This window comes from Paenarthrobacter sp. NPDC057355, assembly GCF_042667405.1.
Classification (GTDB): domain Bacteria; phylum Actinomycetota; class Actinomycetes; order Actinomycetales; family Micrococcaceae; genus Arthrobacter.
This window is the reverse complement of sequence record NZ_JBHVAL010000012.1, coordinates 114,115-134,401: the sequence shown is the minus strand read 5'-3', so window position 1 is coordinate 134,401 and position 20,287 is coordinate 114,115. Positions and strand designations below refer to the sequence as shown.

Below are 20,287 nucleotides of genomic sequence, written 5' to 3'. Positions count from 1 at the left end.
ACGATCATCGCCACCGCCCTGGAGAAGATCCAACACCTCACCGACCAGGACACCATCACCCGGATGGAACACGCCCTGGCCACCACAGCCACCCAGTCCGACCCCGACTTCGTCACCACCATGACCCGACGCTGGACCGACCGTATCGACCAAGACGGCCCCGAACCATCCGAAGAAGCCCTCCGCCACACCCAAGGCGCGTTCCTGCGACGCCGACGCCGCTACGGACTCCACCACCTCGAAATCTTCGTCACCGCCGAACAATACGAAACCCTCACCACCGCCATGAACACCGCCACCAACCCCCGACTCACCACCGGCAGCAGCACCACAGAACCCGGGACAACCGAGCCCGGCACCAGCACCGGCGCCGTCGAGGACACGCACAGCAGCACAGCGTCAGCCCCGCACTCCGCCACCAGCCCAACACGCCGGGGTACTAGTGCCACAGTGGCCGTCCCCGAGGCCAACCCCGGGCCGGTACTGGACCGCCGCTCCCGGGCCCAGAAACTCCTCGACGGACTCGTCGGAGCCTGCGCCCTGGCCATGACCACCGGAAAGCTACCCTCCAACGGCGGACTCCGACCCCAACTCACCGTCACCATCGACCACCGCGAACTCCTCAACACCATCGAGCGCTACAACCACACCGCACATTCCCCCAGCATCAGCACCGGGACAGCGACGTTCACCGGCCCCCTGCACCCGAACACCATCCGCAAAATCGCCTGCGACGCCGACATCATCCCCGTCCTGCTCGGCACCGACTCCCAAATCCTCGACATCGGCCGCAGCACCCGCCTCTTCCCACCCCACATCCGCAAAGCCATCACCGCCCGCGACCAAGGCTGCGCCTTCCCCGACTGCACCATGCCCGCACCCTGGTGCGAAACCCACCACATCACCTACTGGTCACACGGCGGCACCACAGGAACAGAAAACGGCACCCTCCTCTGCTCCCACCACCACCACCTCATCCACAAAGAACAATGGCGCATCAACAACGACACCGGCACACCCTGGTTCATCCCCCCACCCCACATCGACCCCCACCAAACACCCCGCCGCAACCACCACCACACACCACTACGAACATAAACAAAAGCAAGAACAGGCACCGACGCTTGTTCGGACAACCGAGAAGGACAACCCTGCCCCGACCTCCAACGCGTGGCTGGTATCGGCATACCTAGGATTCCCAGGGCCCGTCATAAGGGTGGGCTGCGGCCCAGGTCACACCTAGGCTGGAGGCAAGGCGTCCCTCCATGCCCCTGAATCGACCATAAGGAGCACACAATGAAAGTTGCCGTCACCGGCGGAAGCGGAAAACTGGGCCGGAGCGTGGTCCGGCGGCTCACCCAGGACGGCCATCAGGTATTAAATATTGACCGGGTGGGCACACGAGGCCCCGGTTATGTCAACGTCGACCTTCGAAACTACGGACAGGTTGTGGACGTCATCCTCGGCTTGGACGACCGACACGATGGCCTGGACGCCGTCGTGCACTTGGCCGCCATCCCCGCACCAGGGCTGGCTCCCGACGCCGCGATCTTCGAAAACAACATGGTCTCCACCTACAACGTGTTCCAGGCTGCACGTCGGGCCGGAATCAAGAAAATCGTCTACGCATCCAGTGAGACCGTCCTGGGCCTGCCTTTCGACGTCGATCCTCCCTATATCCCCGTGGACGAAGAGTACGCGGCACGACCGGAGAGCACATACTCCCTGGTCAAACACCTTGAGGAGCAGATGGCCATCCAGCTCACGCGCTGGGACCCGGAACTGAGTATCACGGCGCTTCGCTTTTCCAACGTCATGGATCCGGAGGACTATGAGGCCTTTCCGTCCTTCGACGCCGACGCCACCCTGCGCAAGTGGAACCTCTGGGGCTACATCGATGCCCGTGACGGCGCCCTCGCTGTCGTGCGCGCTCTCGAGCACGTGGAACCTGGGTTCGAAACGTTCATCATCGCGGCCGCTGATACCGTGATGAGCCGCAGCAGCGCAGAGCTGGCAGCGGAAGTCTTTCCCGGCGTCGAGGTCGTCAAGGAACTGGGCGAACATGAGACCATGCTCTCCATCGACAAGGCGCGCAGGGTGCTCGGTTACGAGCCTGAGCACAGCTGGCGAAGCGTCCACTCGAACAGGACCACGCCGACCGAGGATTGACCGACACTGCCATTGACGCACGTCGGCCCACCCCTTGACTGCAGTTTCCTGCAAGCACTCGTAAAGGGATGGGCCGACGCAGCCTGTGCACTAGATCATGGTCATGACCATGGCGGGATCCGCCAGGATGGCGCCAAGGTCAGCGAGGAATCGTGAGCCCTGTTCGCCGTCCACCAGCCGGTGGTCGAACGACAAGCTGAGCGACATCACCTGCCGAACCGCCAGTTGATCATCGACAACCCACGGTGCCTTCCTGACGGCGCCCAAAGCCAGAATCGCCGCCTCTCCGGGATTCAGGATGGGGGTGCCCGCATCGATCCCGAAGACTCCGATGTTGGTAATTGATATGGTCCCGCCGGAGAGATCCGCGGGCGAGGTCTTCCCGGCTCGAGCGGTTTCCGTTAGTTCCGTCAGGGCGGTGGAAATCTCACGAAGCGTCAGCTGGTCGGCGTCCTTGATATTCGGCACCGTCAGGCCACGCGGGGTCGCCGCTGCAATGCCCAGGTTCACATAGTTGAACTGAACTATTTCCTGGCTTGCCTCATCCCAACTGGAGTTCAGCGTCGGATTGTTCCGCAGCGCTACCAGGACCGCCTTCGCGGCGATGGTTAAAGGCGTCAGCTTGTAGCCCTCGAACGCCTTGTTGCCTTTCAACCTCGCCAACAACTCCATGGTTGCTGTCACATCGACGGTCAGGAACTCGGTCACGTGCGGGGCAGTGAAGGCACTTGCCACCATGGCCGCAGCAGTGAACTTGCGGACGCCCTTGATGGGCGTACGCGTTTCACGCCCCGGCCTGGAAACGGGAGCCGAAGGTGCTTCCGTTGTTCCCGTGAAGGCCTGAACATCTTCGCGGGTAATCAAGCCGCCGGGTCCGGTTCCGGAAACGAACTCCAGGTCGATCCCGAGGTCGCGGGCCAGCTTGCGTACCGGAGGCGTTGAGCGCGGCCGCTCGGCAGCCGGCTCCTTCGGCCGCGTGGCAAGCGCTTCCGGGGCCCCAGCGGGTTCAGGCCTCTGCTGACTGCGCGCCCGTCGAGCCGGGCGGCCGGAATGTTCGACGACGGCGCCGTAGCCAACCAGGTTCGGCTCGCGTTTCGCGGGACTCGCTGCCGCTTCATCGGTCTCGGAGAATTCGCCTCCATCGGAGCCAGCCCCAGCAACAGGCGCGCCATTCCCGTTGGAGGTTCCGGCGTCGTCAACCTCGAAGGAGACAATCGGCTTCCCAACCTCCACCACGGTCCCGGGCTGCTCATGAAGCGCGGCCACAGTGCCGGCGAACGGCGAAGGCAACTCCACCACGGCTTTGGCGGTTTCGACCTCGGCAATGACTTGGTTCAACGTGACAGTGTCACCCACTGCCACCTTCCAACTCAGGATTTCCGATTCGGTCAGTCCCTCACCGAGGTCCGGGAGCCTGAATTCCTTGATCATGGTGGCGGTCATCCTTCCAGTCCACTCAGGGAGTTGGGGCGGCCGAGGGCGCGGTCCACACCGTCAAGAATCCTGTCCAGATCCGGCAGGTGATGCATTTCGAGCTTTGAGTAGGGATACGGAACGTCAAAGCCGGTGATACGGACGGGCGCGGACTCGAGGTAGTTGAAGCAGCGTTCGGTGATGCTTGCGGCAATTTCAGCTCCGAGGCCGCCGGATTGACCGGCTTCATGGGTGATAACCAGCCGCCCTGTCTTTCGTACCGAGGCTTCGACCACAGGATAATCAACGGGAGCCAGCGACCTGAGGTCAATCACTTCCACCGAAATGCCTTCGTCGGCGGCGGCCATGGCAGCATCCTTGGCAGTTTTGACCAGCGGCCCGTATGCAACCAAGGTGACGTCGTTGCCGGCGTTCACCACTGCGGCCTTATCCAGCGGCAATGCTTGGGACAGGTCTGTCGACTCGTCCACATCGCCCTTGTCGTGGTAGCGCCGCTTGGGCTCGAAATACAGGACGGGGTCGTCCGAAGCGATGGCCTGCTGGATCATCGTGTAGGCGTCCTGGGGATTGGACACTGCAACCACCCGCAGCCCCGAGGTGTGGGTGAAGTACGCTTCGGGCGATTCGGAGTGGTGCTCCGGAGAGCCGATCCCGCCGCCGAAGGGAACGCGGATGGTAATAGGCATTTTGACGCGGCCCTGGGTGCGGTAGTGCATCTTGGCAACCTGGCTGACGATCTGGTCGAACGCCGGGTAGATAAACCCATCGAATTGGATCTCGCACACCGGCCGGTATCCGCGGTACGCCAAACCTACTGCGGTGCCGATGATGCCCGACTCGGCCAGTGGGGAATCGATGACGCGGTGCTTTCCGAAATCCTTCTGCAAGCCGTCCGTCACACGGAAGACACCTCCAAGGGAGCCAATGTCTTCCCCCATGAGGACCACTTTGGGATCATTCTCGAGCGATTTCCGGAGGCCGGCGTTGATGGCCCGGGCAAACGTGAGCTTGGACATCAGCGTGCACCTTCCTCGACTGGCTGGTTGAAACTGTTCAGGTAGCGGGAGTAGTGGTCCTTTTGGCGTTCGATCCAGGAATTCGGTGTGCTGTAGACGTGGTTGAAGACGTCCAAGGGCTGCGGGTCGGGCATGCCGATGCAGCTGGAGCGGAGTTCCCCGGCAACGTCGTCAGCCTTGGCTTTGACGCGTGCCTCCACGTCGTCCGTGAGCAGGCCCTTCGCCTCGAGGAGCTTCCGGAGCCTGAGAATGGGATCCTTGGCCGCCCAGTCCTCCAGCTCGATGGGGTCACGGTAACGGGTGGGGTCGTCCGCAGTGGTGTGCGGACCCATGCGGTAGGTGACGGCCTCGATAAAGGTTGGTCCGCCGCCCTTCCGGGCACGGTCCAGAGCCACACGGGTGGCTGCCATGACGGCCAGGACGTCGTTGCCGTCCACGCGCATGCTGGGGATACCGAATCCGGTGGGCCGGTCGGCCAACTGCACGTGCGACTGGATACGGACAGGTTCAGAGATGGCCCAATGATTGTTCTGGCAGAAAAACACCACCGGCGCCTGGTAACTGGCTGCGAACACCATGGCCTCGTTCACATCGCCCTCACTGGTGGCTCCGTCGCCAAAGTAGGCAAGGACCGCCGTGTTGGCGCCGTCCAACTGCACGCCCATGGCGTAGCCGGTAGCGTGCAGGCTTTGGGATCCGATGATGATCTGCGGCGTCGCCAGGTTGATGCGCTGCGGGTCCCAGCCATACGAAGCATTTCCGCGCCACACACGCGCGATCTCGGAAAGATGGGCGCCGCGCACATAGGCAACGCCACTTTCGCGGTAGCTAGGGAAGACAAAGTTGTCGTCGCGCAAGGACCGGCTTGAACCGATCTGGGCTGCTTCCTGGCCCAGAAGTGGAGGCCAGAGTGCCAGCTCGCCCTGACGCTGGAGCGCCGTGGCTTCTGCATCGATACGGCGGATGACGGTCATGTCCTCATACAGGGAGCACAGTTGTTCGTCGCCGACATCTTTGACCCAGACATCGAACTCGGGATGGCTGATGCGCTCCCCGTCCGGGGACACCAACTGGAGCAGATCGCCACCAGTCCGCAGGGAAATTTGTGCACTTAGTCCAGGGCCCGGAGCGTCATCATGCACTCCCTTGCCCGCCTGATCCGTCAACACAGGTGATCGCAACCTTCCGGCTCGTTTTCGTCGGCGCTCGCGGGACTTGTGGTCCTGCCGCACGCCGGCCCTCCGGCACCTTCGCCGGAGTTAAATGTGACCCTACTCACGCAAGGCATCGGGTACAACTACCTCCGGGAAAATTGAGCATTGTGCACTATTTCCTGCATCAGCAGCGTGCTAATCTTGCGCATTATGCAACCCTTGGATGGCACTGACACCCGGCTCCTCTCAGCAATGGCGAAGGATCCACGGGGCACCGTGGTGGCTCTGGCCCAGAAGCTGGGATTGTCCCGAAACACCGTGCAGGCCCGCATGGCCCAGCTTGAGAAGAAGCACGCATTCCTGTCATTCGAGCGGAGAATCAACCCTGTCGCCCTGGGCTACCCGCTGACCGCGTTCATCACAGTCCACGTACAACAGCAAAAGCTCGCCTCACTGGCCCAGGATCTTGCCGACATCCCGGAGATTCTTGAAGGCTTCGGGCTTACTGGTTCGGCAGACCTGTTGCTGCGCGTTGTGGCACTGGATGCCGAAGATCTTTACCGCATAAACGGAAAGATCCTCGGGTGCGACGGAGTGGACAGGACGGACACCGCGCTGGCCATGCGGGAAATGATTCCCTACCGCGTACAGCCGCTTCTGGGGCGCCGCTCCGAGGCGTGAATACGTGGTCCCCCCGGGCTGGTCCCCTAGGCCTCTTGCCCCGGGATGAGGGGATGCGCTTTGATTCAAGAGGACGCACCGGGGGCCGCCCAGAGGATCCCGGCCAGGTGGTGGCGCTGCCGAAGGCTGCCGAAAGGGGCACTACCGTGAGCAATCCGCAAGAACCGGGTCACGACCAGAGCGGTCAAAAGCAACCAGATCAAAACCAACCCGGCCACTACCCGCGTCCGGTTCCGACCGGCCCCGGTTACCCACCGCAGAACAGCGCCCCGCCGCAGTGGCAACAGCCGCCGTCGTCCGCTTCTCCAGAGGGTGGAAACCCTCAGTACCCGGCACCGGGCGCGTACCAGCAAAACCCCTACCCGCAAGGCCAAAGCCAGACAGGCCAATACCCGCCGGGACACTACCAATCCGGCCAGTACCAACCAGGCCCGTACGGACAGCAGCCTCCCCGAAACAACCGAAAAGTCCTGTGGATCGTGCTGGGCATCGTGGCAGGGGTCATCGTGCTGGCGGTCATTGGCGTCGTGATACTGGTCAATGTGGTGGGTAACGCGACGTCGAAGGCACGCTCGCTCGCCGATGAATTCACCAACCTCGTAGTCACAGGACAATCAGAACAGGCCTACGACAACTACCTCAGCCAGCCGCTCAAGGACGAATTGGACAAGCAGTCATTCGTTGACGGCATCGCGAGTCTGGAGTTGGACAGTTCCTGCAAGCCGAACTACAACTCCGTCAGCGTTAACTCCGAGAACGGCAGCAACAAAGCCGATCTCGCGGGCAAGTTGCAATGCGACGGGAAGACCATCGATCTCCAGTACGTCTTCGAGGGCACGAACGAGCTTAAGATGAGCAGCATCCGGCTGCGTCCTTAGCCCGGAAAAAATTCCTCAGACACACCCATCCACACGAACATATGGTCCGAATCACTGCATGAGAGTCCCACCCGGGACTCAGCAGGTCGGCCGGACATCCCGGCCATCACTGGAAGGCTCGGACCAATGCGTACTTCGCCCAATCGCTTGATCGCCACCATCTTCGGAGCTGTCTACCTCCTGGTAGGTGTGCTCGGCTTCTTCGTCACCTCGGGAATCGGCTTCTTCGCCACCGAGGGCGCCAACTTGATCATTTTCGCTGTGAACCCGCTTCACAACATCATCCACTTGGCCATTGGCGCAGCGCTCCTCTACGCCGGCCTGAACGGCGTCACGCTGTCCAAGTCCATCAACACCGCAGTCGGCGGCGTGTACCTGCTGGTCGGCATCCTCGGCCTCTTCCTCGTCGGAAGCTCGCTGAACATCATCGCCCTCAACGGCGCCGACAACGTCCTCCACCTCGCCAGTGCCGTCGTCCTCCTGGGTGTCGCGTTGTCGCAGGACAAGGCAGCCGTAGCCTCCGCCCGCGCCTGAGCAACGGCCTGTAACGCAGCCCGTAACGCCAGAGCCAACGAGCACAAGGACGGTAACCGCCATGGATCGAGTGAAACACCCCACCCTGAGGGCAGCAGTTGTGCTGTACGTCTACTTCGCTGCGATGGCAGCAGGGATGGTTGAACTGTCCCTTGCTGCCGGCTACCTCGCCGGTGCTGGATCCTCTGCCATCGGCACGGTGGTTGCCGGCATTGCAACCCTTGCAGCAGGCCTGGCCTTCCTGGCTTGGTCGCTGTGGGGGCTGCACCGCAACTCGCTCGTTATGGCGCGTTACGCGCTTCCGGTGCTCGCTGTGGCGGCGGCCGCGCATGTAGCAGTCGCTGCCACAGACGTGGCAACCCGGCGCTCACTTGAAGTGAGCCACTTTGCCGCCCTTGGCCTGACCCTCATGGCACTCGCCGGAGCGGGCTGGCTCAGGCGGCAGCAAAAGACCAACGACGGCGGCACCCACGGCCAGCCAAGGACCGGGCGGCTTCTGGCAGCCGCGTTCGGAGCCGCCGTCGTTGTTGCTTCAGTCGCCACACCCGGCCTCGCCGCATCGATGGCGGGCCAGCACGCCGTACCGCACGGGGAACACGGCCAGGCCCCCGGCGGAGAAAGCGGCCAGGGCTCCAATCCCGCCCTGGACCCGGGCCACCACCACTAGGCGGTGGTCATCGGACCGGCGCACCATCGATGAATTGCCCACTGTTGATGGTGCGCCAGGTTCGTGGATCATGGAGCCATGGATCCCATTGAGGCGCTCGACGAAATTTCCTTCTGGCTGGAACGCAGCCTGGCCCCCACTTTCAAGGTCCAGGCCTTCCGGAAAGCGGCCGACGCCGTACGGAAGCTACCAGCCGATGAGCTGGCACGGTTGGTTGCAAGCGGAAGGATCACCACGCTCAAGGGCGTTGGCAGCCGCAGCGCTGAGGTCATCACCCAGGCCCTGGAGGACCGGGTCCCCGACTACCTGGCCGATCTCCGGGAGAAGGGCGCCGAGGCGCTGGCCCCGGGGGGAGAGACCATCAAAGCCGCGCTGCGCGGAGACCTGCACAGCCACAGCAACTGGTCCGACGGCGGCTCCCCGATTGAAGCAATGGTGGCAGCAGCCCGCACCCTCGGTCGGGAGTACCTTGCCCTGACCGACCACTCCCCCAACCTCACGATCGCAAATGGCCTCAGCGTCGAAAGGCTTGAGCAACAGCTCGACATAGTGGACGGGATCAATTCTTCCCATGAAGATTTCCGTTTGCTAAAAGGCATCGAGGTGGACATCCTGGAGGACGGTTCCTTGGACCAAACCCCCGACATGCTGGGCAAGCTCGACGTAGTGGTGGCCAGTGTGCATTCCAAGCTGCGGGCCGACAGGAAAACCATGACTGCCCGGATGCTCGGCGGCATCAGCGATCCCCACACCAACGTCCTGGGACACTGCACCGGGCGGCTCGTCCAAGGTTCGCGCGGAACCCGTCCCCAATCGGAGTTTGATGCCCCTAAAGTGTTCAAGGAGTGCGCCGAGTGGGGTGTCGCCGTCGAAATCAACTCGCGTCCGGAACGGCAGGACCCACCCGATGACCTCATCAAGCTTGCACTGGACGCTGGATGCCTGTTCAGCATTGACAGTGATGCCCACGCACCCGGACAACTGGATTTCCTCCAGTACGGCGCCCAACGTGCCGAGGCCCTTGGAGTGCCCACCGAACGCATCGTCACCACGTGGCCCTCGGCGCAGCTGCAGGAGTGGCTAAGCCTGAAGAAATGACCCCGGACACAAGTGCTCCCCCGGAAACGAACGGTTTCCAGGGGAGCCTTGTTTGTGCTGTTTAGTGGTCTACTGCCTTCTCAGCACCAATGCCGGTCAGCGAGCGCACCTCCATTTCAGCCTGCTTGGTCGGATCTTCGCGCCGCTTATCCAGGACGGTCCCGAGCCAGCCAAGGAAGAACGCCAGCGGGATGGAGACGATTCCCGGGTTGCTCAGCGGGAAGAACGCGAAGTTGGCACCGGGAATCATGGACGTCTTGGCGCCTGACACCACGGGCGAGAACGTGATCAACAGGATGGCCGCGGCCAGGCCACCGTACATGCTCCAGACCGCACCCTGCGTGGTGAATCTCTTCCAGAACAGCGAGTACAGGATGGTGGGCAGGTTTGCCGACGCTGCAACAGCGAAGGCGAGCGCCACCAGGAAGGCCACGTTCTGCCCGTTGGCGAAGATGCCACCCAGGATGGCGAGGACACCGATCACCACCACCGTGCGACGTGCCACCTTCACTTCGGTGGTCGCATCCGCTTTGCCCTTGGCGATGACGTTTGCGTAGATGTCGTGGGCAAACGAGGCTGCCGCCGTAATGGTCAGACCCGCCACCACCGCGAGGATGGTTGCGAAGGCCACGGCCGAGATGAAACCAAGGAGCAGCGGACCGCCGAGGTGGAACGCCAGCAGCGGTGCGGCCGAGTTGACCCCGCCGGGAGCGGATTTGATCGTTTCCGCACCCACCAAAGCTGCGGCACCGTAGCCCAGCACCAACGTGAACAGGTAGAAAAGACCGATCAGCCAGATGGCCCATACAACGGATTTCCGGGCTTCCTTCGCGGTTGGAACCGTGTAGAAGCGCATGAGGACGTGGGGCAGGGCCGCCGTTCCAAGGACCAGGGCGAGGCCGAGCGACATGAAGTCCAGCTTGGACGTTTCCGTCTTGCCGTACTGCAGGCCGGGGTTCAGGACGTTCGGGTTGTTGGCGGCCTCCGCGGCGGAGCCCAGCAGGCTGGACAGGTTGAAGCCATAGATCGCCAGCACCATTGCGGTCATGACCGCGGCACCCGCAATCAGAAGGATGGCTTTGATGATCTGGACCCAGGTGGTGCCCTTCATGCCGCCGATGAGCACGTACATGATCATCAAAGCGCCGACGACGATAATCACCAGGGCTTGTCCGCCCCAGTCGCTGATTCCCAGCAGCAGCGAAATAAGGCTTCCCGCGCCGGCCATCTGGGCGAGCAGGTAGAAGAAGCAGACTGCCAGTGTGGACAGTGCCGCGGCGATCCGCACAGGGCGTTGACGCAAGCGGAACGACAGGACATCGGCCATGGTGAACTTGCCGGTGTTGCGGAGCAGCTCGGCCACCAGCAGCAGCGCCACCAGCCAGGCAACCAGGAATCCGATGGAGTAGAGGAATCCGTCGTAGCCGTTGATCGCGATGGCACCGGTGATACCGAGGAAGGATGCCGCGGAGAGGTAGTCACCGGCGATGGCAGTGCCGTTCTGGGAGCCGGTGAAGGAGCGGCCGGCTGCGTAGTAGTCGGCGGCAGTCTTGTTGTTCCGGCTGGCCCGGAAAACGATCACCATGGTGACCGCGACGAACAGGGCGAAGATGCCCATGTTCAGGAGCGTGGTGTCCTTCAGGGCAGCGACTTCGACTGCCGGGACCATCGTGGCGTTCACTTTGCTCCTCCGCGAATCACGTCGCTGTCCTTGTCGAATTCGTGGCCCTCGATCTCATGGCGGATTTCGGCCGCGATGGGATCCAGTTTCTTATTGGAGTAGCTCACGTACCACGCTGTGATGCCGAAGGTCGTTACGAACTGCAGCAGGCCCAGGATCAGGCCGACATTGATGTTGCCCCAGACTTTGGTGGACATGAAGGGGACCGCGTAATCGGCCAGCAGCACATACGCGAAATACCACAGCAGAAAAATGACTGCCATGGGGAAGACAAAGCTCCGGTGCCGCTTCCGCAGCGTTCTGAACCGATCCGTCTGTTGGACTTCCTGGAAGTCCACGGACGCCGTAGCGTCCTGGGGTTGGGCCTCATTACCCATGGTTCCTCCTGTTGTGATGAGCACGTCAGCTCCCACGCGCGGCTGATGTGACTGCAATCACTATCGAATGCGCTCCGCCTTGCCTTCCATAGATTCGGTCGTGGTCATCGCCCAGCGGCTGTGCCACTGCGCCAAACGGTGGCGCTACGGTACAAGCACTGCTGGAAGCTGGGATGTGGGGTGCCGCGGGCTACTCTGGCCTTATGCCCGACTCCCCGCTCTTCACCGCAGCCGCCATCGCAGTGATAGCGCTGGCCGTCGCCGTCGTCGTGGGCGTTGGCCTCAAGGTGATCCGCTCCTTCCGGGACCTTGGCACTGACGCAGAACGCGCAACCTACAACACGCTGCATGCAGCATCCCGGGCCGGACAGCACCTGCGCGGTGGCCTCCAACCGGCCGGGGCGGCCAAAGCCAGCAGGCAGCTCCGGGTCCTGCTCGGTTGCGATGCCTTGGCCATAACAGACACCAACGCAGTGCTGGCCTGGGATGGAGGCGGCGAGGAACTCCGGTCGTCGCTGATGGGGCTTGCAGCCGAAGTCCTCGCCACGGGGCGAACCGCAGTGGTGCCGCACGTCGGGCACCCGGGCAACCAGTCCGGGCCTGCTTTCAGCGCTGTCATCGCACCCATCAGGGCCGGGTCACGGGTTGTGGGATCGGTGGCAGCCCTGGCACCGGCAGCCGGCGCGGGCCTGGTGCGGGCCACCAGCGAGGTAGCCGACTGGATCGCGGCCCAATTGGAGCTTGCGGAGCTGGAAGCTTCGAGGACCCAGCTGATGGAAGCCGAAGTCCGGGCGCTCCGGGCCCAGATCAGTCCGCACTTCATCTACAACTCGCTCAACGCCATCGCATCATTCATCAACACGGACCCGGCCCGGGCCAGGGAACTTGTGGTGGAGTTCGCCGACTTCACCAGGTACTCCTTCCGTCGCCACGGCGATTTCACCACCGTGGCGGAGGAACTGCGCTGCATCGACCGCTATCTGCTGTTGGAGCGGGCACGCTTCGGCGAGCGCGTCCAGGTCAGCCTGCGCATCGCGCCGGAAGTCCTGAGCACTGTCATCCCGTTCCTGAGCCTCCAGCCCTTGGTGGAAAACGCCGTAAGGCACGGCCTTGAGGCGAAGGAAGGACCAGGGCACATAACCATTTGCGCCAATGATTCCGGAGCCTTCGCCGAGGTCACCATCGAGGACGACGGCGTGGGCATGGACCCGGAACACCTGCGGTCGGTCCTCGCCGGACACACCGATGGCGACCACGTGGGGCTCCGGAACGTTGATGCGCGCCTGCGACAGGTTTACGGTGATGAGCACGGCCTGGTGATCGACACCGCTCCCGGCGAGGGCACGCTGATCACCCTGCGTGTGCCCAAGTCCCAGCCCGGACACGATGCCTGAGGTGACGGTTAGTCTTTAATCATGATCAACGTGCTCGTCGCTGATGACGAACTACCCGCGGTGGAAGAACTTGCCTTCCTCCTCGGACGGGATGCCCGGATTGGCGCCATCCACCGCGCGTCCTCCGGGACCGAAGCGCTCCGAAAGCTGGAAACCGAGGCGGTGGACGCCGTCTTCCTGGACATCCACATGCCTGCCTTGTCGGGTTTGGACATTGCCCGCGCCATTTCCCGCAGCAGCAGCCCGCCCGCCGTCGTTTTTGTTACCGCGGACGAGGACTGTGCCCTTGAGGCCTTCGACCTCGCCGCCGTCGACTACCTGCTCAAGCCGCTCCGGGCCGAGCGGCTGGCGCGTTCGGTGGACCGGATCAGTGAACTCATCAAGGACGGTACTCCCGCCCCGGAAATGATCACTGTCGACCTGGGCAGCACTACCCGCATGATCCGCCGCGACGACGTCACCTATGTCCAGGCGCAGGGCGACTACGCCCGGCTCCACACGGCTGAAGCGAGTTATCTCATTCGGGTTCCGCTCACCGATCTCGAGCAAAAATGGGCGGATGCGGGTTTCATACGGATTCACCGTTCCTATCTGATAGCTCTGAAACATGTGCAGCATCTGAAGCTGTCCACCACCGGTCCCAGTGTTGCCGTTTCGGGTGCCGAACTGCCCATCAGCAGGAGGCACCTGCCTTCAGTCCGGGACAAACTGCAGTCCACCCGTATCCGGCCGCAGGCATGACCCGCGTCCGCGTCACTGCACCTCGCAGGCAAGCCGCGCCTGCCTCCGGCCGGACGCTGTACGCCCATGAGGCGGCCGAGGATTCGGATGCCGGCCGGATCTTTGTTCAGTCCCTCATCCGCTCCCAATTGCGTCTGGCGCTGGTGGTCGCGTGCGGCTTCCTCATCATCCTCGCTGTATTTGCGACGATCCTCGTCTATGGGCCCGGGGTGGCAGGGACCCGCGTCTTCGGCATCCCGCTTGACTGGCTAACCCTGGGGGTCGGCATCTATCCCGTCATCGGTTTGAGCGCTTGGCTGTACAACCGTGCCGCCGCGCGCAACGAAGCCCGCTACCGCGACCTGGTGGAGGACAAGTGAACCCGGCCGTCGGCTTGTTCGCTTTCCTCGCCGTCTCAGTTGCGACCGCTGTGATCGGGTTTTATGGATTGCGGGTATCACGGACCACCAGCGACTTCTATGTCGCCTCACGAACTGTCCCGCCATGGTGGAACGCATCTGCCATTGGAGGTGAATACCTCTCGGCTGCCAGTTTCCTCGGTGTCGCTGGTTTGATTCTGCTTTCCGGCACAGACGCCCTGTGGTTCCCGGTGGGGTACACGGCCGGCTACCTGATGCTGCTGCTCTTCGTAGCCGCGCCCTTGCGCCGCTCGGGCGCCTACACCATCCCCGATTTCACGGAAGCCCGGCTGGACTCCGCTGTGGTGCGCCGCGTCACCAGCCTGGTGGTGGTGGCTGTGGGCTGGCTGTACATCGTTCCGCAATTGCACGGGGCGGCCCTTACCATCCGGATCACCACCGGCCTGCCGTCGTGGGTAGGTTCGACGGCGGTGGTGGCGGTCGTGTGCCTCACGGTGGTGGCAGGTGGCATGCGGTCCATTACGTTTGTCCAAGCCTTCCAATACTGGTTGAAACTGACCGCGTTGGCGGTCCCCGTGGTGTTCATCATGCTGGTCCTCGCCGGCAACGACACCCCGCTTCAGGCTCCCCTGCCGGTCAATCCCACCGGCCAGGCCCCCGCGGGGGCGTACCAGCACATTTCACTCATGGTCGCCCTCCTGTTCGGGACCCTGGGGCTGCCGCACGTTCTGGTGAGGTTCTACACCAACCCTGATGGCCAGTCTGCCCGTCGAACCACGCTGATCGTGCTTGGGCTGCTCTCCGTCTTCTACCTCTTCCCCACCCTCTCCGGCGCCATGGGGCGGATGTTCGCACCCGAACTCGCCCAATCCGGGCAAGCCGACGCCTTGGTCCTGCTGCTCCCAGGCAAGTTGATCGGCGGGGTCGCCGGTGACCTTCTGTCAGCGCTCGTCGTTGCCGGGGCCTTCGCTGCTTTCCTGTCCACCACTTCCGGACTGGTGGTGTCACTGTCCGGCGTCATCAGCCAGGACCTGTTCGGGGGAAGCGTCAGGGGGTTCCGCGTGGCAGCGGTGATGGCCGCCGTCGTGCCTTTGGGTTTTGCTTTCATGACTGACACCCTGGCTCTGGCAGGCAGCGTCGGCCTGGTCTTCGCGTTCACTGCTTCGACGATTTGCCCTGTCCTGCTCCTGGGTATCTGGTGGCGTGGCCTGACCGACGTGGGCGCCATAGCCGGGATGGCCACGGGCGCAGTGCTCTGTGGCGGCGCCATGGTGGCCGGTACTTTGACAGGCAGCGGGAACGCGCCACCCTGGCTTGCCCAGCCAGCCGCCTGGACTGTGCCGGCAGCGTTCGCAGTGACGGTGATTGCCTCCCTCGTCACGCGGAACCGGGTGCCGGCCTCAGTGAATCGTGTGATGTCGAGGCTGCATGTACCGGAACGGCCTGTCGCCACCGAACGCTAGCTGCCTGTTGTCCGCGCCGCAGCACCGGAGGACAATGTCGGCATGTCGGAGGATCCACCATCTGCCGGCCCTGAGCCTCCCGCGGCCAGCCAGCCGGAGTTGTCGCCCAGCGTTCGCGCGCAATTGCTGGCTACTGAGCATTGGAGCCTGCTCGCCTCACGAAGCACCACGCAAGGGGAAGTCCTTACACGGATCAGCATGTTCCTGACGTTTACCTCGGCCAGCCTGCTGAGCGTGGCACTGGTCGGTAACGCAACCCAGTTCTCAGATGCCTTCAGGGCCTTCGCCCTGACCATTCTGAGCATCGACGTGGTGGTTGGCCTGCTGACGCACATCCGTGTCATGAGCGTGGGCATGGAAGACCTCATGTACGTCATTGCCATGAACCGGCTGAGGGCGGCCTACGTGGACCTGGACCCGGGTGTTGCTCCCTACCTGATGGCCGGTTACAGCGACGACGAAGAAGGCGCGAAGAAAACCTACTACTTTCTGGGTGGCCGCACGAACTTCAGTCAGGTCGCCGGCAGCAGCATGGTTTTCATGGGAACAGTCAACGCCGCCTTGATAGCCCTGCTTGTCGGGTCGGCACTGTTAACGTTCGCAGTTCCCGTTCCGGCGGCCGTCAGCGTGGCGGTGGTTGCTGCCCTTGCGTTCTTCACCACCTCGTTGGCGCGGGGCAGGCGCCGCTACCTCGACGTGTGGAAGAACAACCAACCCATTTTCCCCGGCCGTGGCTTGTATTAGTCGATGGCCGCCATCAGCTCAACGACACGGGCAAGGAAAGCATCCACCTGCGCCTCTTCGTAGCCCTCGTCACCTTTGGCCGCACGGAATACGGCGCGCCGAACGGTGTCGACGCTCAACGGCTGATCATTCTCCAGGTATCCGATCAACTCGATGCACAGGGCGTCAACGTCCTGGATATTGTAGCTACGGGTCTTCTTCCGGGTGGGGCGGCGGAATCGGTCGCCATCAGGCCTGTGCAACCTGCCGCGCAGGATTCCCGAGAGTTTTCCGATCTGGCGCAACCAGGCTTCTTCGCCCTGTTGGCTGATCAATTCATCCCTCTCCCGGCGTGCGAATGCATCTTCCAGGCGATCCAGGGCAGCGTCGACGCTGTGAGCATCATAGCCACCCTTGACGGGATCAAAAGCCACTTCACGGACATCCACGCTGGCAACCTGGTCCGTGGCCCCGACGGGGTTTTCGAACGACGTCCTTGCACGCTGAAGGAACTCGTCAACCTGCTTGGCGTTATAGCCGTATTTGCTGCGTTCCACGCGGTCGAACGTCGCGGGAATCTGGCGTCGAATATCCAAGGCCACTTTTCTTTCCTTCATCGGTTGTCAAACGCCGCTCAACAGCGCGAACAAAACATAGGCCACCGGGGCCGCGAATACGATGGAATCCAGACGGTCCATCACGCCACCGTGGCCAGGCAGGATACTGCTCATGTCCTTAACGCCAAGCTCTCTCTTGACCATGGACTCCGCAAGGTCCCCCGCCGTGGCCGCGGCAACCATTCCAACGGCAAGAACCAGGCCGACCCACCATGGCCTGTCCATCAAAAAGATGCAGGCAAGGACGCCAATCACCATGGCACCGCCCACCGAACCAGCGAAACCCTCCCAGGACTTCTTGGGACTGATTTTGGGAGCCATGGGATGCTTGCCGAACGAAGCTCCCACGATGTAGCCGAAAGTGTCGTTGGAGACCACCAACAACAGCATGGAGGCGATCTGCCAGGCACCGTCAGGGATTCCGTGCGGCCAGAAGCCCACGGGAGTAGCTCCGCCGGTGGCGTGCAGCGGCAGTGCAGCGAAGCTGATGAGGAACGGAATCCACGCCAGCGTGAAGACACCGGCGAAGACACTGCGCGGCGCTCCTGCCGCGCTCTCGATGGAACGCCATAGCAACACCGCCACCGAGCTGGCTGTCATCGTGAACAACAGGCCTTCAAGACCCCCGAAATAGGCCGAAACCGGCATCACCAGGCTGCCGACCATCACTGGAATGATCGGCATCCTGGTGCCTTGGGCTTCGAGGGCGCGGAAAACTTCCCAAACTCCCAGTACGGCGAAGGCCGTCGTGAGCAGGACGAAACCCAGCGGGAGGAACAGCAGTCCTCCCAGCACGGCCACCAGCATGGCAAGGCCGACGCCGATCGCCGCAGGCAGGTTTCGGCCCGCCTTGGGTGTGGGGTTCGCCCTGACGCGCCGGGCGCGCTTGGGGTTATCGCGTGTCGGGACCCGGTCAGCGGGCGCCGGCTCAGCCTGGTTCATCAGACCTCGAGCAGCTCGGCTTCCTTGCGCTTGAGCAGCTCGTCGATGCTGTCGACATGCTGCTTTGTCAGGGCGTCGAGCTCCTTCTCAGCCCGCGCGCCCTCGTCCTCGCCGGCGTCGCCGTCTTTGACGAGCTTGTCCAGCGCATCCTTTGCCTTACGGCGGATGCTGCGGATGGAGACCTTGGCGTCCTCACCCTTGCCCTTGACGATCTTCACGTATTCCTTGCGGCGCTCTTTGGTGAGCTCCGGAATGGTGACGCGGATGACGTTGCCGTCGTTGGACGGGTTGGCTCCGACCTCGGAGTCGCTCAGTGCCTTTTCAATGTCGCGCAGAGCCGTCTTGTCGTAGGGCGTGATCAGGATGGTCCGGGCGTCCGGCACGCCAAAGGAAGCCAGCTGCTGAAGCGGAGTGGGCGTGCCGTAGTACTCGACGATGACCTTGTTATAGAGACCAGGGTTGGCCCGGCCGGTACGGATCGTGGCGAAATCGTCCTTGGCTACTTCAACTGCCTTGTCCATCTTCTCGCCGGCTTCGAGCAAGGTCTCTTCGATCACGGGTTTCTCCTCAGAAATAGTTGCTGCCCAACTGCAGGCGGCAATGCACAGTAAAGATCCGCCACCAGGGGCGGACGGTCCTAGAAATATCCTAGCCCTTGCTAGGGAGTTACCAGGGTTCCCAGCGTTTCGCCCAGGATCGCGCGGGTCACGTTGCCTTCGCCTTCCATGCCGAACACCACCATGGAGAGGTTGTTGTCCTTGCACATGGTCATGGCCGTCTGGTCCATCACGCGGATGTCGCGGCGCAGGGCGTCGTCGTAGCTGAGGACATCCAGCTTCTCAGCTGTGGGGTCCTTCTTGGGGTCTGCGGTGTAGACGCCGTCAACGCCACTCTTCGCCATCAGCACGACGTCGGCGTGTACTTCCAGGGCCCGCTGCGCGGCCACGGTGTCGGTGGAAAAGTACGGCAGGCCCGCGCCGGCACCGAAGATGACCACGCGGCCCTTTTCCATGTGGCGGATGGCGCGGCGGGGAATGTAGGCCTCGGCCACCTGTCCCATGGTGATGGCGCTCTGGACACGGGTTTCCACGCCTGCCTGCTCCAGGAAGTCCTGCAGCGCGAGGCAGTTCATGACGGTCCCCAGCATGCCCATGTAGTCGGCGCGGGAGCGGTCCATGCCACTCTGTGAGAGTTCAGCGCCACGGAAGAAGTTGCCTCCGCCAACAACGATCGCTACTTCCACGTCGGCCACGCCGGCTGCGATCTGCTTGGCAATGGCCCGGACGGTTTCGGGATCGACGCCGAGCTTGCCTCCGCCGATGACCTCGCCGGAAAGTTTCAGAAGTACACGTCGGCGGGTCTTCTCGGGCTGGATTGCAGTGTTGACGGTTTCCATGGTGCCTTCCCGTTGGTGGACTCTGGCTAGATTATCGTGCTGTTGGTCCGCGCTGGTACTACCCGAACGCGTGCATGAAAAAGGGGCGGCCACCGAAGTGACCACCCCTTCTCATGAATTACTAGTTTCCGACGCGGAAACGGGTTACTGCGGTTGCCTTGACGCCGGCTTCTTCGAGGACCTGTGCAACGGTCTTCTTGGAATCCTTGGCGAATGCCTGGTCAACCAGAACCTCACCCTTGTAGAAGCCCGTCACGCGGCCTTCGACGATCTTGGAGAGGGCAGCTTCCGGCTTGCCTTCAGCCTTGGCCGTCTCCTCGGCGATGCGACGCTCGGACTCGACCAGTTCGGCCGGAACGTCTTCGCGGGTCAGGTAGTTCGGAGCCATGGCTGCAACGTGGACAGCGATGTCGTGCGCGGCGGTTTCAGCGGCTTCGCCTTCACCGTCGACAGCGAACAGAACGCCAACCTGGGCCGGGAGGTCCTTGGACGTCTTGTGCAGGTAAGCGTCAACCGTGGTGCCCTCAACGCGGGAGATACGGCGTACAACAACCTTTTCGCCGAGGACAGCGCCCTCTTCGACAACAACCTCGGACAACGGCTTGCCGTCGACCTCGGTGGCCAGCAGGGTCTCGAGGTCGGCAGCGCCGGACTCGACTGCAACGTTGAGGACCTTGTCGGCCAGCTGGATGAACTTGTCAGCCTTTGCCACGAAGTCGGTCTCGCAGTTGACCTCGATCATTACGCCAACGCCGCCGTTGACCTTGGCAGCAACCAGGCCTTCAGCGGTGGAACGGCCTTCGCGCTTGGTAGCACCCTTCAGGCCCTTGATGCGAATGATCTCGATGGCCTTCTCAGCGTCACCGTTGGCCTCGTCAAGAGCCTTCTTGACGTCCATCATGCCGGCGCCGGTGCGCTCGCGCAGGGCCTTGATGTCAGCAGCAGTGTAGTTCGCCATGTGAA

At 62.8% G+C, this 20,287-nt stretch carries 22 protein-coding genes; 12 read left to right on the top strand and 10 right to left on the bottom strand.

Annotated features, from left to right (window positions below):
- Positions 1 to 1,098, top strand: a 1,098-nt coding sequence (locus ACFUOZ_RS14320) for a DUF222 domain-containing protein (RefSeq protein WP_377549254.1), incomplete at its 5' end; no start/stop codon positions are given.
- A gap of 198 nt (positions 1,099 to 1,296) precedes the next feature.
- Complete coding sequence (locus ACFUOZ_RS14315) at positions 1,297 to 2,169, top strand: NAD-dependent epimerase/dehydratase family protein (protein WP_377549252.1); 873 nt, start codon at positions 1,297 to 1,299, stop codon at positions 2,167 to 2,169.
- A 90-nt stretch (positions 2,170 to 2,259) separates the two neighbouring features.
- Here ACFUOZ_RS14315 and ACFUOZ_RS14310 read toward each other — a convergent pair whose 3' ends face one another.
- Genes ACFUOZ_RS14310 through pdhA form a run of 3 tightly spaced genes read right to left on the bottom strand, consistent with a single transcriptional unit; the run spans position 2,260 to position 5,788 of the window.
- Positions 2,260 to 3,612 (bottom strand): dihydrolipoamide acetyltransferase family protein, encoded by a 1,353-nt coding sequence (locus tag ACFUOZ_RS14310; RefSeq protein ID WP_377549250.1) that lies wholly within the window; start codon positions 3,610 to 3,612, stop codon positions 2,260 to 2,262.
- Complete coding sequence (locus ACFUOZ_RS14305) at positions 3,609 to 4,619, bottom strand: alpha-ketoacid dehydrogenase subunit beta (protein WP_377549248.1); 1,011 nt, start codon at positions 4,617 to 4,619, stop codon at positions 3,609 to 3,611. Before ACFUOZ_RS14305 ends, ACFUOZ_RS14310 begins: the two co-directional genes overlap by 4 nt.
- A complete protein-coding gene (pdhA, locus tag ACFUOZ_RS14300; RefSeq protein ID WP_377549245.1) occupies positions 4,619 to 5,788 on the bottom strand; it encodes a pyruvate dehydrogenase (acetyl-transferring) E1 component subunit alpha in 1,170 nt (389 codons plus the stop codon). Before pdhA ends, ACFUOZ_RS14305 begins: the two co-directional genes overlap by 1 nt.
- Positions 5,789 to 5,983: 195 nt before the next feature.
- Here pdhA and ACFUOZ_RS14295 point away from each other — a divergent pair, with 195 nt between their 5' ends.
- The 5 genes from ACFUOZ_RS14295 (at position 5,984) to ACFUOZ_RS14275 (ending at position 9,631) form a co-directional block, all read left to right on the top strand.
- The gene (locus ACFUOZ_RS14295) at positions 5,984 to 6,454 is read left to right on the top strand and encodes an Lrp/AsnC family transcriptional regulator (RefSeq protein ID WP_262278533.1); all 471 of its coding nucleotides are present in this window, start codon (positions 5,984 to 5,986) and stop codon (positions 6,452 to 6,454) included.
- 146 nt (positions 6,455 to 6,600) lie between these two features.
- Positions 6,601 to 7,332, top strand: coding sequence for a hypothetical protein (locus ACFUOZ_RS14290; RefSeq protein ID WP_377549243.1), 732 nt, complete (start codon positions 6,601 to 6,603; stop codon positions 7,330 to 7,332).
- 126 nt (positions 7,333 to 7,458) lie between these two features.
- Positions 7,459 to 7,866 (top strand): DUF4383 domain-containing protein, encoded by a 408-nt coding sequence (locus ACFUOZ_RS14285; protein WP_262277995.1) that lies wholly within the window; start codon positions 7,459 to 7,461, stop codon positions 7,864 to 7,866.
- 61 nt (positions 7,867 to 7,927) lie between these two features.
- Entirely contained in the window at positions 7,928 to 8,533 is a 606-nt protein-coding gene (locus ACFUOZ_RS14280) for a hypothetical protein (RefSeq protein WP_377549240.1), read from the top strand.
- Between the two features lie 78 nt (positions 8,534 to 8,611).
- Positions 8,612 to 9,631: a PHP domain-containing protein gene (locus ACFUOZ_RS14275; protein ID WP_377549238.1), complete on the top strand. Its 1,020-nt coding sequence runs from the start codon at positions 8,612 to 8,614 to the stop codon at positions 9,629 to 9,631.
- A 61-nt stretch (positions 9,632 to 9,692) separates the two neighbouring features.
- On the opposite strand, the gene ACFUOZ_RS14270 is transcribed toward ACFUOZ_RS14275, so the two are convergent.
- Positions 9,693 to 11,300, bottom strand: coding sequence for a cation acetate symporter (locus tag ACFUOZ_RS14270; protein ID WP_377549258.1), 1,608 nt, complete (start codon positions 11,298 to 11,300; stop codon positions 9,693 to 9,695).
- 8 nt (positions 11,301 to 11,308) lie between these two features.
- Positions 11,309 to 11,689: a DUF485 domain-containing protein gene (locus tag ACFUOZ_RS14265; RefSeq protein ID WP_377549256.1), complete on the bottom strand. Its 381-nt coding sequence runs from the start codon at positions 11,687 to 11,689 to the stop codon at positions 11,309 to 11,311.
- 203 nt (positions 11,690 to 11,892) lie between these two features.
- Between ACFUOZ_RS14265 and ACFUOZ_RS14260 the strand changes: the two genes are divergently transcribed.
- From ACFUOZ_RS14260 to ACFUOZ_RS14240, 5 genes are read left to right on the top strand one after another with little or no spacing between them, the layout of a single operon-like run.
- On the top strand, positions 11,893 to 13,083 hold the full coding sequence (locus ACFUOZ_RS14260) for a sensor histidine kinase (RefSeq protein ID WP_377549235.1): 1,191 nt from the start codon (positions 11,893 to 11,895) through the stop codon (positions 13,081 to 13,083).
- Between the two features lie 21 nt (positions 13,084 to 13,104).
- Entirely contained in the window at positions 13,105 to 13,824 is a 720-nt protein-coding gene (locus ACFUOZ_RS14255) for a LytR/AlgR family response regulator transcription factor (protein WP_377549233.1), read from the top strand.
- Positions 13,821 to 14,183: a hypothetical protein gene (locus tag ACFUOZ_RS14250; RefSeq protein WP_377549231.1), complete on the top strand. Its 363-nt coding sequence runs from the start codon at positions 13,821 to 13,823 to the stop codon at positions 14,181 to 14,183. Before ACFUOZ_RS14255 ends, ACFUOZ_RS14250 begins: the two co-directional genes overlap by 4 nt.
- A complete protein-coding gene (locus ACFUOZ_RS14245) occupies positions 14,180 to 15,646 on the top strand; it encodes a cation acetate symporter (protein ID WP_377549228.1) in 1,467 nt (488 codons plus the stop codon). Before ACFUOZ_RS14250 ends, ACFUOZ_RS14245 begins: the two co-directional genes overlap by 4 nt.
- 42 nt (positions 15,647 to 15,688) lie before the next feature.
- A complete protein-coding gene (locus ACFUOZ_RS14240; protein WP_377549226.1) occupies positions 15,689 to 16,390 on the top strand; it encodes a hypothetical protein in 702 nt (233 codons plus the stop codon).
- Here ACFUOZ_RS14240 and ACFUOZ_RS14235 read toward each other — a convergent pair.
- The 5 genes from ACFUOZ_RS14235 to tsf form a co-directional block, all read right to left on the bottom strand.
- Positions 16,387 to 16,971 carry a DivIVA domain-containing protein gene (locus ACFUOZ_RS14235; protein ID WP_377549224.1) on the bottom strand — a complete coding sequence of 195 codons (585 nt, stop codon included), beginning with the start codon at positions 16,969 to 16,971 and terminating at the stop codon, positions 16,387 to 16,389. The two genes, ACFUOZ_RS14240 and ACFUOZ_RS14235, sit on opposite strands and share 4 nt — an antisense overlap.
- Before the next feature lie 21 nt (positions 16,972 to 16,992).
- Positions 16,993 to 17,928: a phosphatidate cytidylyltransferase gene (locus ACFUOZ_RS14230; protein WP_377549222.1), complete on the bottom strand. Its 936-nt coding sequence runs from the start codon at positions 17,926 to 17,928 to the stop codon at positions 16,993 to 16,995.
- Positions 17,928 to 18,485 carry a ribosome recycling factor gene (gene frr / locus ACFUOZ_RS14225; RefSeq protein WP_274262487.1) on the bottom strand — a complete coding sequence of 186 codons (558 nt, stop codon included), beginning with the start codon at positions 18,483 to 18,485 and terminating at the stop codon, positions 17,928 to 17,930. The genes ACFUOZ_RS14230 and frr overlap by 1 nt, the downstream gene beginning before the upstream one ends.
- 101 nt (positions 18,486 to 18,586) lie before the next feature.
- Positions 18,587 to 19,324 carry a UMP kinase gene (gene pyrH, locus ACFUOZ_RS14220; protein ID WP_018777485.1) on the bottom strand — a complete coding sequence of 246 codons (738 nt, stop codon included), beginning with the start codon at positions 19,322 to 19,324 and terminating at the stop codon, positions 18,587 to 18,589.
- A gap of 121 nt (positions 19,325 to 19,445) precedes the next feature.
- The gene (tsf, locus tag ACFUOZ_RS14215; RefSeq protein WP_262277983.1) at positions 19,446 to 20,282 is read right to left on the bottom strand and encodes a translation elongation factor Ts; all 837 of its coding nucleotides are present in this window, start codon (positions 20,280 to 20,282) and stop codon (positions 19,446 to 19,448) included.
- Positions 20,283 to 20,287: the final 5 nt, after the last annotated feature.